Origin of the sequence: Alloalcanivorax venustensis (assembly GCF_047495515.1) — a bacterium.
Classification (GTDB): Bacteria; Pseudomonadota; Gammaproteobacteria; order Pseudomonadales; family Alcanivoracaceae; genus Alloalcanivorax; species Alloalcanivorax venustensis.
Genome location: NZ_CP179934.1, coordinates 401,852 through 417,254, shown reverse-complemented (window position 1 = coordinate 417,254; position 15,403 = coordinate 401,852). Strand labels below are relative to the sequence as shown.

The window sequence follows — 15,403 nt, the reverse complement described above, 5'->3', positions numbered from 1 at the left end:
GACGGTCAGGGCTTGACAGACGTCTCGTCGTTGCCTTCCTCGAAGGCGCGGATCTCGTTGTCCAGGCGGCTCAGCAGACCCTGAATGCGCTCGTCATTGCCGCTGTCGTCGCCCAGCTGTTCGCGGGCTTCCAGCAGTTCGTGGCTCATGTTCAGCGCCGCCATGATGGCGATCCGCTCCAGGCCGATCACATTGGCCTGGCGCACTTCGCGCATCTGGTTGTCGAGATAGCGGGCGGCGCGCAGCAGGTTGTCCTGCTCGCCGGGTGGGCAGGCGACCCGGTATTCCTTATCCAGGATATGAATCACCAGGGAATGGCCGTCGCTCATGAATCCTCCTGCTCAAGGGACTGCAGGCGGGTTATGATGGCTTCAACGCGGGCCTTGGCCAGGTCGTTTTTCTTCACCAACTGGGCGCGGTCATCGAGCAGGCGGGTTTCCCGTTCGCGCAGCAGCCGGTTCTCCTGGCGCAGATGCGCGGAGATACGCAGCAGCTCGTCCACCCGGGCTTCCAGTTGCCGGAGTTGTTGTTCCATCGTCATGGCAAATTGGTCGCTGTTCGCCTAAGGTTGAGCCCCCGATCCGGGTCCGAATCGCAGGCGGGAAGGAAGATTGCCCGCCGCCATTGACGGCTTTTTGTACTATAGGTTCGACCCTGCGAAGGGTCAACGGAATTCAAGGTGCGTTAGGGACTTAGCGCCGCTTTGCAGAAAGTCATTAAAGAGTAAGACAGAACCCCATGCCCGAACTGCCCGACTTCGACGAACTCGCCCGCGCCGCCGCCCAGGCCGGCATCCCCAACTCGCCCAGCGAACTGCACGGCGTGGTCTGCGGCCTGCTGGCCACCGGCCACGGCCATGAGGACAGCGCCCTGCTGGGCACCCTGGCCGCCCACGCCGAGCAGCCCGAGGGGCTGCCGCCGGAACTGTCCCGCGCCCTGATCGATTGGCGCGATCAGACTATGGAAGGCTTTTCCGGCACCGGCCTGGAGCTGCCCCTGCTGCTGCCCGCCGACGAGGACGACCTGGACCTGCGCGTGGCCGCCCTGGGCCAGTGGAGCGAAGGCTTCCTGGTGGGCTTCGGCACCGGCGCCGCCGGCGTCGCCGACACCGAGCTGTCGCCCGGCGTGCAGGAAGCGCTGTCCGACCTGTCCGCGGTCAGCCAGGTGACCACGCCGGAAGAAACCGGCGAGGAAGAAGAGCGCATGTTCGAGCAGGTCGCCGAGCACTGCCGCATGTCCGCGCTGATGATCTACACCGACCTGGTGATGAAACAGCAGGCCGCGAAAAAGCCCGGCCCCGGCGACGCCGCCGAACCGGAAACGCCGCCCACCCGGCACTGAGGAGAGCCCATGACCATTCGTCTGCAGGAATTCCAGCGCCGCCGCCGCGAGCTGATGGAGCAGATGGAGCCCAACAGCATCGCCATCCTGGCCGCCGCGCCGGAGCGCACCCGCAACCGGGACGTGGAACACCCCTACCGCCAGGACAGTGATTTCTGGTACCTGAGCGGCTTCCCCGAAGCGGAAGCGGTGATGGTGCTGCTGCCCGGCCGCGAACACGGCGAATACGTACTGTTCTGCCGCGAGCGCGACCGCGCCCGGGAAATCTGGAACGGTTACCGCGCCGGCCCGGAAGGGGCGGTGGCGGACTATGGCGCCGACGACGCCTTCCCCATCAACGACATCGACGACATCCTGCCCGGCCTGGTGGAAGGACGCGAACGGGTCTACTACGACCTGGGCCGTGACGCCGGTTTCGACAGCCGCCTGATGGGCTGGGTCAACACCATCCGCGAGCGGGTGCGCACCGGCGCCCAGCCCCCCGGCGAATTCGTCGCGCTCTCGCACCTGCTGCACGACATGCGCCTGTTCAAGAGCAAGGCGGAAGCGGACCTGATGCGCCAGGCGGCGCAGATCTCCGCCGGCGCCCACGTACGCGCCATGCAGTCGGTGCGCCCGGGCATGTACGAGTACCAGCTGGAAGCGGAATACCTGCACGAATTCATGCGCCACGGCGCCCGCAGCCCGGCCTACCCGAGCATCGTCGGCGGCGGCCCCAACGGCTGCATCCTGCATTACATCGAGAACAGCGCGCCGCTCAAGGACGGCGACCTGGTGCTGGTGGACGCCGGCTGCGAGCTGCACAACTACGCCTCGGACATCACCCGCACCTTCCCGGTGAACGGCAAATTCAGCGGCGAGCAGCGCGCGCTCTACGAGCTGGTGCTGGCGTCGCAGTACGCCGCCATCGAAGCCACCCACACCGGCAACCACTGGAACGTGCCCCATGAAACCGTGGTGCGCATTCTCACCGAAGGGCTGGTGGATCTCGGCCTGCTGGCCGGCCACGTCGACGACCTGATCGAAGAGCAGAGCTACCAGCGCTTCTTCATGCACCGCACCGGCCACTGGCTGGGCCTGGACGTGCACGACGTGGGCGACTACCGCATCGGCGGCGAATGGCGCCAACTCGAAGTGGGTATGACCCTCACCGTGGAGCCGGGCCTCTACATCGCCCCGGACGACGACACCGTGGAAGACCGCTGGCGCGGCATCGGCATCCGCATCGAGGACGACGTGCTGGTCACCAAAGAGGGCTGCGACGTGCTCACCCGCGACGTGCCCAAGAACATCGACGACATCGAAGCCCTGATGCGCGAGGCGCGCGCATGAACGCTTCCGGGGCGCCGCTGATCGTCGGCGGCGGCATGGCCGGTGCGGCCTTGGCGCTGCTGCTGCGCCACCACGGTGCCGCCGGGGTGACGCTGGTGGAGAGCCACGCCCTGGCCGCCGGCGAAGCGCCGGACACGCCCAGCTTCGACGCGCGCAGCACGGCGCTGTCCGCCGGCAGCCTGGCGATTCTCGACGCGCTCGGCCTGCAGGACGCGGTGCTGGAAAACGCCGCCGGCATCGACACCGTGCACGTGTCCCGGCGCGGCCGTCTCGGCCTGGCCCGGCTCACCGCCGACGAACAATCCCTGCCGCGCCTGGGCGCGGTAGTGGAAAACCGCTGGTTCGGCCATGTGCTGCTGGCGGCGGTGGAGCGTGACCCGGCCATCACCCTGCGCGCGCCGGCCTCGCTCACCGGCATCCGCCGCACCAGTGACGGTTTCGAGGCCACGCTGGACGATGGTGAAGAGCTGCACACGCCGCTGCTGATCGCCGCCGACGGTGCCCGCTCGCGCACCCGCGACTGGCTCGGCATCAGCGCCCGCCACCAGGACATCGGCCACGACGCCCTGATCGCCAACCTGGGGCTGGCGGAGCCGCACCGGGGCCAGGCCTTCGAGCGCTTCCTCGACGAAGGCCCGCTGGCGCTACTGCCGCTGCCCGGCGAGCGCATGGCGCTGGTCTGGACCGGCCCCCGCGAAGACGTGGATCAGTGGCTGGCCCTGGACGACGACGCCTTCCTGGCCGCCCTGCGCGAGCGGCTGGGCGCCACCATGCCGCGCCTCACCCGCGTCGGCGAGCGCGCCCGCTACCCGCTGGTGCTCAGCGAAGCCTGCGCCCAGGCGGTGCCGTTCGCGGCGGTGGTCGGCAACGCCGCCCACACCCTGCACCCGGTGGCCGGCCAGGGCTTCAACCTGACCCTGCGCGACCTGGAGCTGCTCGCCCGCCGCGTCGGCGGCGAAGCGCAGCCCGGCCGCCTGGCGCTGCTCGAGCAATGGGCCGCCGACCGCCGCGCCGACCAGAGCCAGATCGGCCACGCCTCGCGCTGGCTGCCGGAGCTGTTCCGCGTGCGTCAGCCGCTGTTCGCCCACAGCCGCCAGCTCGGACTGCTGGCCCTGGATCTATTGCCCGCCGCCCGCAAGGGCTTCGCCCGCCGGGCCATGGGGCTGGGATAAAACGCCATGAATAACCTCTCGGACGCGCTCCACACGGATATCCTGATCGTCGGCGGCGGCATGGCCGGCGGTTTGCTCGGGCTGCTGCTGGCGGACCAGGGCTTTTCCGTACGGGTGCTGGACGCCGGCCCGGAGCCGCTGCGGCCCGGCGGCGAGTCGGCGCCGCGGGTGTCCACGCTCAGCGAGGCCAGCCACTGGCTGCTGCGCCACGCCGGGGTCTGGGATCGTCTGGACCCGGAACGGGTGCAGGCCTACGCCAGCATGCAGGTGTGGGACCGGGACGGCACCGGCGAGGTACGCTTCAGCGCCGCCGACGCCGGCGCGGAGTGCCTGGGTTGGCTGCTGGAGAACGATCACCTCACCGCCGCGCTGTTCGAAGCGGCCGGCGAGCGCGAGACCCTGGCCTGGCACTGCGGCGTGCCGGTGGATGAGCTGACCCGGGACGGCGACGGCTGGCGGGTGAGCGCCGGCGACCAGGTCTTCACCGCCGATCTGCTAGTGGGCGCCGACGGCGCCCGCTCGCGGGTGCGCGACGCCGCCGGTATTCCTGCTCCGGCCCGCGACAGCGGCCACCGCGCTCTGGTGGCCACCATCGAAACCGACCAACCCCACGGCGGCTGCGCCCGCCAGGTGTTCATGGACTCCGGCCCGTTGGCGCTGCTGCCCCTGTTCGGCCACGACGGTCGCCGTTGCTCCATCGTCTGGTCCGCCTGGCCGCAACGCAGCGACGCGCTGATGGCGATGGACGACGACGCCTTCGGCGCCGCGCTCAGCCAGGCCACCGGCGAGGTGCTGGGCGCCGCCCGGGTGGTCAGCCGCCGCGCCGTGTTCCCGATCGAAGAGCGCCACGCCAGCCGCTACCAGGGCCGCTCGCTGGCGCTGGTGGGCGACGCCGCCCACGTCATCCACCCGCTGGCGGGGCAGGGCATCAACCTGGGCCTGCTCGACGCCGCCGTGCTCGCCGAAGAGCTGGGGCGCGCCCGCGTCGCCGGCCTGCCGGTGGCCCACGCCAGCATCCTGGCGCGCTACGAGCGCCGCCGCCGCGCCGACAACCTGCTGATGCAGAACGCCATGCGCGGCTTCAAGCTGCTGTTCGAACGCCCCGAGCCCGCCGTCCGCTGGCTGCGCAACACCGGCCTGGGCCTGGTCAACCGCCTCGCCCCCGCCCGCCACGCCTTTATGCACCGCGCCCTGGGCCGCGCCGGCGACCTCCCCCGCAACGCCCGACCCTGACCCGCGGCCCCGGGGGGGCCGCGTCGCTTATTTCCCGATGTACACAGCTGTCAATGACGTAAACATTGACAACGCGGCCTCCGTTTGTCCTCACGCATCTTTTACAAGTTTTGTGGTTCCGATACGTTGACGTTTATTCACAAGCCGTATTTTCTGTCCGTTATTGGCCCTGGCGCCGCAGCCCGCTGATCACGCGGTCTACAGCGATTCTAATAAGGTCTTATGGTAGAGGGGCACCCAGAGCCGATACTTAATTATTAGCCTATAAAATCCGCATCAGTAAAAGGTTTTGACTAACGGAAACGGTTAACAAAAGTGCACGAAATGTAGCGTTAACCAGTGTTTTGTTTCTAATTCGTCGCACATACTGCGCGCCCGTTAAGTGAACACCTGTAAATAACAAAGCCGCCGTTCTTCCCCGAGACGGCCTGACGGAGTAGTTCGCCATGAACAATAAAATCGTCGCCCGGGGCGCTGCCCTGGCGCTTGCCATTGGTTCCACCACCGCCGCCTACGCCAGCATGGGCAACATCGGCACCACCTACGGGGTGCTGCCCTCCGATGTGGCCTCCGCCCAGGCCCTGTCCATGTTCAACACCCAGGTCTCCGCCGTGTACTACAACCCGGCCTACCTCACCAAGGACCCGCGCGGTGAGCTGACCATGGGCTTGCTGCACGCCGACCACGAACTGCGCGCCACCAGCCTGGGCGGTGCCAACCCGCCCAACCGCAGCGGCGGCGACGTGCTGCAGGATTCGCCCTCCCAGCACACCCTGATCGGCATGAAGACCGATCTCTCCTCGCTCACCAAATTCAATCACCCGATTTTCTTCGGCGTGATGATCGGCGTGGAGAAGTACGGCGAGGAGATGCTGGCGTTTGAGTCCCAGACCTCCCGGGAAGGGCAGTACTTCGAATACGGCCGGCAGCCGCTGTTCCTGAACCTGGGCGGCGCCACCACCCTGTGGCGCGGCATCGACGTGGGCGCCTCCGCGCGCATTACACTGCACTCGGAAGCGGAGCTGGTGGCCACCACCAACCTGGCCGGCGAGACCCGCTACGAAGAGCTGAACGTCTCCGCCAAGCCGTCGATTCGCCCGATTCTCAGCGCCACCGTGGACATGGCGGAAACCTTCTGCCCCGACAACGAAGGCTGCTGGCTGGACGGCTTCGAAACCGCCTTCGCGTTCCGCGGCTACTCCAACACCAACACCACCGTGGACGCGCAAACCGTGATCCCCGGCACCATCGCGCCCCCGGGCCTGAACCTGAAAGTCACCACCCTGGACTCCTACCAGCCCAACATCTACTCCGCCGGCCTGCTCTACGGCGGCGAGCGCTTCCGCGTGGGCGCCTCGGTGGAAATGCAGCAGTGGTCCGACCTGGAAGAAGAGTTCGACGACGACACCATCAAGGACCAGGCGGTGAACAGCGAAGTGGGCACCCTGGAATTCCAGGACATCGTGGTGCCGCGTCTGGGTGCCGAGTTCGAGCTCAACGACACCTTTATGCTCACCGGCGGCGTCGCCTACAGCGAGTCCCCGCTGGAATCCAATGCGTCCCTGGACGTGAACTACCTGGACGCGGACAAGTGGATCGTCGGCCTGGGCCTCACCGCCAAGTACAAGAACCCGCATTTCCTGGCCTACCCGGTGCGCTTCGACTTCGGTTACCAGTACCAGAAACTTGAAGCCCGCGAGTTCGATCTCTACGCCACCAACTCGCCCACCTACCCGGAACCCTACGAAACCGTGGAAGCGGACGGCGACGTCCACGTCTTCTCCGGTTCGGTCACGCTGAAATTCTAACGGAGGTCGGTCATGGATATGCGCAAGCTGATAGTGCTCACGGGCACCGCGATACTGGCCGCCTGCGGCGGCAGCAGCAGTGACGAGCAAACGGTAAGTTTCGACAACTGGCAGGAAACCGAGGTGGTCTACAGCTACCCGTTCGACGGCCAGGCGGAAGTTTCCCCCAACGCCCCGGTGGTGGTGCGCTTCTCCGACCCGGTGGAGGTGGACGCGTCCAACTTCACGCTCACCGGCCCGGACGGCCCGGTGAACTTCACCGTGGAAAGCGCCGACCAGGGCCGCAGCGCCGTGCTGATGCCCAATCCGGCCCTGGCGGTGAAAAGTGAGTACGCGCTCACTCTCAATAACATCCGCACCGACAGCGGCGACGCCGCGCTCCCCGACGGCAGCGTGGACTTCAAGACCCGCGCCGCCCTGGAAGGCAAACCGCGCGCCCTGCGCCAGCTCAGCGATACCTTCGAGGTGGCCAGCGTCAGCCCGGACGGCGACGACCTGCCGTTCCTGGATTTCTCCTCGGTGAATCTGGTGATGACCCAGCCGCTGGACCGCCAGACCGTGGTCTACGGCGACACCGTCACCCTCACCCAGGACGGCGAAACGGTGCCCGCCTACCTGCGCGTGGACGGCCGCCACATCAGCATCGACCCGCAAAACGAGCTGAGTAGCGGCAGCGACGTCACCCTGGAACTCAGCAACGGCGTGCAAAACCTTTACGGCGAAGAGCTGGCCGGCGGCTTCACCCGCACCTTCTCGCCGCGCAACACCAAACCGCGCGAAACCCTGGTGCAGGAAGCGGCGCCCGCCGACCCGGTGCTCGGCTGCCTGGACGACGGCGTGCAGACCTCGCCGATCACCGGCGACCCGATCAACTGCGTGCCGCTGATTGCCAAGCTGCTGGGTGACAACACCGTCTCCAAGCAGCAGGGCAATGTGTTCGCCGAGCTCGGTTTCGCCCCCAACTTCCCGGACAAAACCCCGCTGCGCGTGCCCAAGGGCTCGCTGCTCAAGGGCGACCCGCTGGACGTGCGCATCGGCGGCGAAGTGCCCGCCGGCTTTGATTCCGGCGAAGTCACCGTCACCTTCCTCGGCGACGCCAACGGCTACCTGCTGCCCAACCCGTACAGCGACGACCCGTCCGCGCCCAAGCAGCTGCGCCTGACCATGGACGTGGCCTTCGACACCGAGGTGCAGCGCGCCAACGGCGCCTTCAACCAGACCCTGCTGCAAGTGGAACTGGTGGGCTACGCCATCGGCGACACCTCGAAAGGCAGCCTGATCGTCGACGCCGTCGGCGTGGTGGAACCGGAAGTGCTCGGCACCGAAACCGCCTACGGCGTACTCAGCTTCCACATGGAATCCTACCCGGACCAGCCCAACGCCCCGGAAATGGAAGTCGACATGAGCAGCCCCGAGCTGGCCGCCTGGCAGCCCGGCGAGCATGCCAACAAGCAGCGCCCCGGCGACCCGATCATCCTCAACTTCAGCGAGCCGCTGGACCCCACTTCCGTGATCGAAGGCGACACCCTGCGCGTCACCGCCGACGGCAACCCGGTGGACTTCGAGTACTACCTGGACGGCGTCTCCGTGGTGATCCAGCCGCAGCCTTCGCTGCAGCACAACACCGACTACCAGGTGCAGTTCACTGACGGCATCACCGACATCGCCGGCAACCCGGCGCTGGGTGAAACCCTGAGCTTCTCGCTGCCCGCCTACATCGGCAGCGACGCCCAGGCGCCGCTGGCGCTGACCGCCTACCCGGGTTTCCCGTGTATCCCCACCGGCTTCAATCTGGCCAACAACGACGCCGGTCGCTGCCAGGGTGGCAAGAGCGGTGACGACCACCTGCCGCTGGCCCGCCAGCCGGCCAACCGTCCGATCATCGTCACCTTCTCCCAGGCGATGGCCCCGGCCAGCATCAACGCCAGCACCTTCCAGGTGCAGCAAGTGGATGCCGCCGGCAGCCCCACCGGCGATGTGGACGGCGAGATCACCGTCAGCGGTCGCAGCGTGACGTTCATCCCGGATCAGCCCTGGCAGGAAGGCGCGCTCTACCGTTACGTGCTGAATTCCGTGGCGAACAACCCCGCCTGCGGCAGCAACGCCATCTGCGACACCCGCGGCCTGCCGCTGCAGACCAAGCTGCTGGCGCAGAACCCGGACGACGCCCCGGCGCCCACCGAAGGCGGCCCGGACCTGCCGATCTTCTTCCGTGGCGTGGCGGCCACCAACGACGTGCTGCAGCAGCTGCGCAACCTGCCCACCTCGGACGTAAACGCCAACTTCCTGCACGATGACGGCGAACGCCTGCCGTCGCAGACGCCGGAAGCGGAGCGCAACAGCGCGCAGATCCTGCGTAATCCGGCGGCCAACGACCAGAACAACGGTACCGCTGGTTCCGGCGCCGCCGTCCAGGACGCCAACGTGGGTTGTGGGTTTGACGGTGATACCCCGCTCGAGTGCCCTGACGATAAGTACGCCTACATCACGGGTAACCTGAATGTGGAAGTGGCGGGGTATAAAACTCCGGCGGAAGTGGCCGCCTACAACGACCCGAACATCCCCCAGACCGTGTTGGATAACGGCGGCGTGCTGGTTTATATCCTGCCCACGCGCATCGCCATCTCGGAGGCCGTGGTGTACACCAAGTTGCCCGGGGCGTTGGTGCTCCTGGGGATTGGCGCGCCGCCGGCGCCCACCGGGCCGCAACTGATGCGTATCCGCTACACCTGCACGCCGTCGGGCGGCGATTGCGGCGCGCCGCACTACGGCCGCGTTAAAGGGTGGATCGTGGAAGGTCAGGACGGCCCGCAGTTTCTCACCAAACTGGAGCTCTACCTGGACGTGCCCAAGCTGGCGCCGCGAGTCACGGGTCTGATACCCGCCACCCTGACCCATAATCTGCACAGTTATGATTTAAGTCTGGAATTGGCCGGCGACGTCACCTTCCTGGACGACGGGCGCCTGCAGATCGAGCAGATCAGCCAGAACGCGCTGGACTTGGAAGTGGTCCTGGGCAACATCCCCCTCGGCCTGGACGGCAAGGTGTACCTGACCATCCCGACGGGCGGCACTTTCCTCAACTACCTGTCCACCCCCATCAAGCCCTGACCGGCTTGGTGGGTGGCGTTGTGTGAGCGGGCCTTTGTGGGCCCGCCCCCACAACCACCCCCAAAACCCCTTCCCACCTAGGCTTACACCCGCTGGTCCGTTATCCTTCACCCCTACCGTGAACAGCCCGGCGATGGCCCGGGATTTGGAGTAATCACGACATGGGTCACCGCACACCCCTTTACGACGCCCATCTCGCCGCCGGCGGCAAGATGGTGGATTTCGGCGGCTGGGACATGCCCATCCACTATGGCTCCCAGCTGGAAGAGCACCATGGCGTGCGCCAGCACGCCGGCGCCTTCGACGTCTCCCACATGACGGTGGTGGACGTCACCGGCGGCGACGCCCGCGCCTACCTGCGCCACCTGCTCGCCAACGACATCGACAAGGTCAAAGCCGGCCGCGCGATCTACACCTGCATGCTCAACGAGCGCGGCGGGGTGGTGGACGATCTGATCGTCTACAAAGGCGACAACGACTACCGGCTGGTGGTAAATTGCGCCACCCGCGAGAAGGACCTGGACTGGATGGAAAATCAGGCCGGCGGCTTCGCCGTGGACATCCACGAGCGCCCCGACCTGGCGATGATCGCGGTGCAGGGCCCCGAGGCCCGCGCGATCCTGGAAAAGGTACTCTGCGAGGCCGGCGCCAAGGCGGTGGCCGGGCTGCCGTTCTTCGGCTTCGAATACGTCGGCGAATGGCTGATCGCGCGCACCGGCTACACCGGTGAAGACGGCGCCGAGATCATCCTGCCCGGCAGCAAGGCCGAAGACCTGTGGCAGCGCCTGGTGGACGCCGGCGTGCGGCCCACCGGCCTGGGCGCCCGCGACACCCTGCGCCTGGAGGCGGGCCTCAACCTGTACGGCAACGACATGGATGAGGACATCACGCCCTGGGAAGCGGGCCTCGGCTGGACCGTGGCCCTGGACGACGCCGACCGCGACTTCGTCGGCCGCGCCGCCCTGGAAAAACAGAAAAGCGAAGGCCACCGGCAGCTGCTCGGCCTGGTGCTGGAAGGCAAGGGCGTGCTGCGCGCCCACCAGGAAGTGCACGTGCCCGGCGGCAGCGTCGGCCCGGACGGCGAAATCACCAGCGGCACCTTTTCGCCCACCCTGGGCAAAGCGGTGGCGCTGGCCCGGCTGCCCGCCGGCACCACCGGCACCGTGGAAGTGGCAATACGCAACAAACGTCTCAACGCCCAGGTGGTGCGGGCGCCGTTCGTCCGCAACGGCAAAGCCACCTACAAACCGTTATAACGATCACGGCCAAGGAGAAATACCAATGAGCGAGATCCCCGCCGATTTGCGCTATCGCGACAGCCACGAATGGGTGCGCGTGGAAGACGACATCGCCGTGGTCGGCATCAGCGACCACGCCCAGGACGCCATGGGTGACCTGGTGTTCGTGGAACTGCCCGAAGAGGGCGTGGTATTCGCCGCCGGCGACGAAGCCGGCGTGGTCGAATCCGTGAAAGCCGCCTCCGACATCTACGCGCCGGTGTCCGGCGAAGTGGTCGCCGTCAACGAGGCGCTCGAAGACGAGCCCGAGCTCGTCAACAACGAGCCCTACGCCGGCGGCTGGCTGTTCAAGATCAAAATGGCCGACAGCGGCGAGCTCAAAGAAATGCTCACCGCCGACCAGTACCAGGCGCAGCTCGACAGCGAGTAGCCCGGCGGAGCCGGGCAGCTGCAAGCCTCAAGCGACAAGCCGCAAGCTGGAAACCCACTCGGGCCTGCTTGCAGCTTGAAGCCTGTAGCTTGCAGCCCCTTTTAGAACGCCCTGACCATCCTGTTTACCACCTAATTATCCGGTAACGCCCAATGCCCTATATCCCCCATACCCCGGACGACGTCCAGGCCATGCTCCAGGCCATCGGCGCCGACAGCATCGAGGACCTGTTCGATGAAATCCCCGCCCACCTGAAAGCCGGCCACGGCCTCGACGCCCTGCCCGAAGGGCGCGGCGAAATGGAAGTGACCCGCCTGATGGCCGAGCGCGCCGAGCAGGACCGCTTCGCGCTCAGCTTCCTGGGCGGCGGCGCCTACGCGCACCACATCCCGGCGGCGGTATGGGAAATCGCCACCCGCGGTGAGTTCTACACCGCCTACACCCCGTACCAGGCGGAAGCCAGCCAGGGCACCCTGCAGGTGATCTACGAATACCAGACCCTGATCGCCCGGCTCACCGGCATGGACGTCTCCAACGCGTCCGTCTACGACGGCGCCTCCGGCTTGGCCGAAGCGGTGCTCATGAGCCTGCGCGCCAACCGCAAATCGAAAAGCCGCAAGGTGCTGGTGCCCGACGCGCTCAACCCGCGCTACCGCAGCGCCTGCGAAGCCATCGTTAGCAACCAGGACGTGGAGCTGGTCTCCGTGCCGTTCTGCACCGACGCCGGCCAGACCCTGGTCGACAGTCTCAGCCCGTTCGCAGGCGACGACTACGCCGCCCTGGTGATCAGCCAGCCCAACTACTTCGGCAGCCTGGAAGACGTGGACGCCCTCACCGACTGGGCCCACGCCAACGGCATGCTGGTGATCGCCGTCACCAACCCCACCTCCCTGGCAATCCTCACGCCCCCGGGCGAATGGGGCGAGCAGGGCGCGGACGTGGTGGTCGGCGAAGGTCAGCCCCTGGGCGTGCCGCTCAGCTCCGGTGGCCCCTACTTCGGCTTCATGGCCTGCAAGAAAAAACACGTCCGCCAGATGCCCGGCCGCATCATCGGCCGCACCGTGGACATGGAAGGCAAGCAGGGCTTCACCCTCACCCTGCAAGCCCGCGAGCAGCACATCCGCCGCTCCAAGGCCACCAGTAACATCTGCACCAACCAGGGCCTGGCCATGACCGCCGCCACCATCTACGTGTCCTTGCTGGGCCCGGACGGCCTCGCCAGCGTCGCCGGCCACTGCCACGCCAACACCCAGAAACTGGCCGACAAACTCTGCGCCCTCGACGGCGTCGAGCGCGCCTTCAGCGCCCCGGTGTTCCACGAAGTGGCCCTCACGCTGCCCCAGGACGCCGACACCGTGCTCGCCCGCCTGGCGGAAAAAGACATCCTCGGCGGCCTCAGCCTCGCCAAGGATTACTCGATGAAGAACGCCATTCTGGTGAACAGCACCGAAGTACACACGGAAGGGGATCTGGACCTCTTCGCGCAGGCGCTTGAAGACGTTCTTACCGAATTGAGGGAAATGGCATGAGCAACGAAACCACGCTGATCTTCCAACACTCTCGGCCGGGCCGCAGCGCCATCGCGCAAGCGCCCAAGCCCGTGAGTGAGGACCAACTGTCCGCGATTCCGGCCAGCCTGCGCCGCAAAAACAAACCCGGCCTGCCGGAAGTGGGCGAGCTGGAAGTGGTGCGCCACTACACCAACCTGTCGACCAAGAACTTCGCCATCGACAAGCAGTTCTACCCGCTCGGCTCCTGCACCATGAAATACAACCCGCGCGGCGCCAACCGCGCGGCCATGCTGCCCGGCTTCCTCAACCGGCACCCGCTGGCCCCGGCCAGCCACAGCCAGGGCTACCTGGCCTGTATGTACGAGCTGCAGAACTTCCTCAAGGAAGTCACCGGCATGAAAGGCGTCTCGCTCGCCCCCATGGCCGGCGCCCAGGGTGAATTCGCCGGCGTCGCCATGATCCGCGCCTACCACGAAGCCCGCGGCGACGACGCCCGCACCGAAATCCTGATCCCGGAAGCCGCCCACGGCACCAACCCGGCCACCGCCGTCATGTGCGGCTACAAGGTCCGCGAAGTGCCCGTCGGCAAAGACGGCGACGTGGACCTGGAAGCCCTCAAGGAAGCCTGCGGCCCGCAAACCGCCGGCCTGATGATGACCAACCCGTCCACCTGCGGCGTGTTCGAGCGGCAAATCGAAGCCATCTCCAAAGCCGTCCACGACGCCGGCGGCCTGCTCTACTACGACGGCGCCAACCTCAACGCCATCCTCGGCAAAGTGCGCCCCGGCGACATGGGCTTCGACGTCATCCACATGAACCTGCACAAAACCTTCGCCACCCCCCACGGCGGCGGCGGCCCCGGCGCCGGCCCGGTGGGCGTCTCCCAGCGCCTGCTGGACTACCTGCCCACCCCCATGGCGGGCCTGGATGAAGAATCCGGCGACTATCATTGGATCGACACCGACACCCTGCCCACCAGCATCGGCCACCTCAGCGCCTTCATGGGCAACGCCGGCGTCCTGCTGCGCGCCTACTTCTACGCCATGGTGCTCGGCCGTGAAGGCATGATCCGCGTCGGCGAATACTCCACCCTCGCCGCCAACTACCTGCTCAAGCGCCTCGAAGCCATCGGCTGCCAGGCCGCCTACCCCGAGCGCCGCGCCAGCCACGAATTCATCCTCACCTTCGCCAAACAAGCCAAGGACAACCACGTCACCGCGCTCGACATTGCCAAGCGCCTGCTCGACTACAACCAGCACGCCCCCACCATCTACTTCCCGCTGCTGGTGCCCGAATGCTTCCTGATCGAGCCCACCGAAACCGAAACCAAGGAAGCCATGGACGACTTCATCGACGCCATGGCCAAAATCCTGGAAGAAGCCAACACCAACCCCGAGACCGTCACCGAAGCGCCGTTCACCCAGCCCGTGCGGCGGCTGGATGAGGTGAAGGCGGCGAAGGAGTTGGATTTGGTTTGGAGTGAGGACTGACGGTGCTTTAAGTGTTAGTTAGTCGTTACTATTTGAAGGGGCCTTTTCTGGCCCCTTTTTTGTGTCTGCGCGACAAGCGGATACACGTGTTGACTTGTGATGGTGGTCACGCTTTTACTCTATCCAATCCCTGCGCGCATGTCTGGGATTTCGTTATTAGGTAAATGCGCACACGGCCTAACGCCGGTTTCTAGGAGATAGATATGGATGATCTTTCTTGGGATGAAAACGCTGGTTCAATTCTCTATGTAGATAATGTGCCCGTGGATATGGATTCGCCCATTTCTATTGGAGATGAGGTCAGACTACAACATGGAGGCTATGAGTTCGATGTTATCGTTGAAGAAGACGAAAATGGCGAGCTCGGCGGCATTGTTACAAGGATTGGTCCCGAGCCCAGTACAGAAGCTGAAGGGGTTTGTAGAGGCGATTATGTATCGTTCCACGAAGGGAATGTATTTCAGGCCACCCGCAGCTAAGATCAATAACAAGCCCATCCACACGGCAGGCGCGTGATGAGAGCTTCATACGAGGCGTGAAGCTGATTAACGAGCGAACAGAGACCCAAGGATTTGCTAGAAGAAAAGATGCATTAGGTGGACCTCCTGCACAAGGCGTGCTCTGCTCATATTGAGTACGGCGAGGCCCGGCTTTTTCCGGGTAGCAAATAAGGAGGCTTAGATGAAACTTATGTTTTCTAAGTTTGCGGTTGAAATAAACCCCATCCTAATCTTGCT

13 protein-coding genes are annotated in these 15,403 nt (G+C 66.0%); 11 read left to right on the top strand and 2 right to left on the bottom strand.

Annotated features, from left to right (window positions below):
- Positions 1-5: 5 nt before the first annotated feature.
- Together ACMG4O_RS01995 and ACMG4O_RS01990 are read right to left on the bottom strand one after the other, a co-directional pair.
- Positions 6-329: a cell division protein ZapA gene (locus ACMG4O_RS01995; RefSeq protein WP_142947741.1), complete on the bottom strand. Its 324-nt coding sequence runs from the start codon at positions 327-329 to the stop codon at positions 6-8.
- On the bottom strand, positions 326-541 hold the full coding sequence (locus tag ACMG4O_RS01990) for a TIGR02449 family protein (RefSeq protein ID WP_083209676.1): 216 nt from the start codon (positions 539-541) through the stop codon (positions 326-328). The genes ACMG4O_RS01995 and ACMG4O_RS01990 overlap by 4 nt, the downstream gene beginning before the upstream one ends.
- Positions 542-738: 197 nt before the next feature.
- Here ACMG4O_RS01990 and ACMG4O_RS01985 point away from each other — a divergent pair, with 197 nt between their 5' ends.
- From ACMG4O_RS01985 to ACMG4O_RS01935, 11 genes are all read left to right on the top strand, one after another.
- Positions 739-1,341 (top strand): UPF0149 family protein, encoded by a 603-nt coding sequence (locus ACMG4O_RS01985; RefSeq protein ID WP_214012641.1) that lies wholly within the window; start codon positions 739-741, stop codon positions 1,339-1,341.
- 9 nt (positions 1,342-1,350) lie between these two features.
- Entirely contained in the window at positions 1,351-2,673 is a 1,323-nt protein-coding gene (gene pepP / locus ACMG4O_RS01980; protein ID WP_414434327.1) for a Xaa-Pro aminopeptidase, read from the top strand.
- Entirely contained in the window at positions 2,670-3,845 is a 1,176-nt protein-coding gene (locus tag ACMG4O_RS01975) for an FAD-dependent monooxygenase (protein WP_414434326.1), read from the top strand. Before pepP ends, ACMG4O_RS01975 begins: the two co-directional genes overlap by 4 nt.
- Positions 3,846-3,851: 6 nt before the next feature.
- Positions 3,852-5,078, top strand: a complete 1,227-nt coding sequence (locus ACMG4O_RS01970) for an FAD-dependent monooxygenase (RefSeq protein WP_414434325.1) — start codon at positions 3,852-3,854, stop codon at positions 5,076-5,078.
- Positions 5,079-5,524: 446 nt separating this feature from the next.
- The gene (locus tag ACMG4O_RS01965; protein ID WP_414434324.1) at positions 5,525-6,886 is read left to right on the top strand and encodes an outer membrane protein transport protein; all 1,362 of its coding nucleotides are present in this window, start codon (positions 5,525-5,527) and stop codon (positions 6,884-6,886) included.
- 12 nt (positions 6,887-6,898) lie between these two features.
- Complete coding sequence (locus tag ACMG4O_RS01960) at positions 6,899-9,997, top strand: Ig-like domain-containing protein (protein ID WP_414434323.1); 3,099 nt, start codon at positions 6,899-6,901, stop codon at positions 9,995-9,997.
- A gap of 161 nt (positions 9,998-10,158) precedes the next feature.
- Positions 10,159-11,253 carry a glycine cleavage system aminomethyltransferase GcvT gene (gene gcvT / locus ACMG4O_RS01955; protein ID WP_414434322.1) on the top strand — a complete coding sequence of 365 codons (1,095 nt, stop codon included), beginning with the start codon at positions 10,159-10,161 and terminating at the stop codon, positions 11,251-11,253.
- A 25-nt stretch (positions 11,254-11,278) separates the two neighbouring features.
- Positions 11,279-11,665: a glycine cleavage system protein GcvH gene (gene gcvH / locus ACMG4O_RS01950; protein WP_370212398.1), complete on the top strand. Its 387-nt coding sequence runs from the start codon at positions 11,279-11,281 to the stop codon at positions 11,663-11,665.
- Between the two features lie 152 nt (positions 11,666-11,817).
- Entirely contained in the window at positions 11,818-13,194 is a 1,377-nt protein-coding gene (gene gcvPA / locus ACMG4O_RS01945; protein WP_414434321.1) for an aminomethyl-transferring glycine dehydrogenase subunit GcvPA, read from the top strand.
- Positions 13,191-14,666 carry an aminomethyl-transferring glycine dehydrogenase subunit GcvPB gene (gcvPB, locus tag ACMG4O_RS01940; RefSeq protein ID WP_414434320.1) on the top strand — a complete coding sequence of 492 codons (1,476 nt, stop codon included), beginning with the start codon at positions 13,191-13,193 and terminating at the stop codon, positions 14,664-14,666. The genes gcvPA and gcvPB overlap by 4 nt, the downstream gene beginning before the upstream one ends.
- A 203-nt stretch (positions 14,667-14,869) precedes the next feature.
- Positions 14,870-15,145, top strand: coding sequence for a hypothetical protein (locus ACMG4O_RS01935; protein ID WP_414434319.1), 276 nt, complete (start codon positions 14,870-14,872; stop codon positions 15,143-15,145).
- Positions 15,146-15,403: the final 258 nt, after the last annotated feature.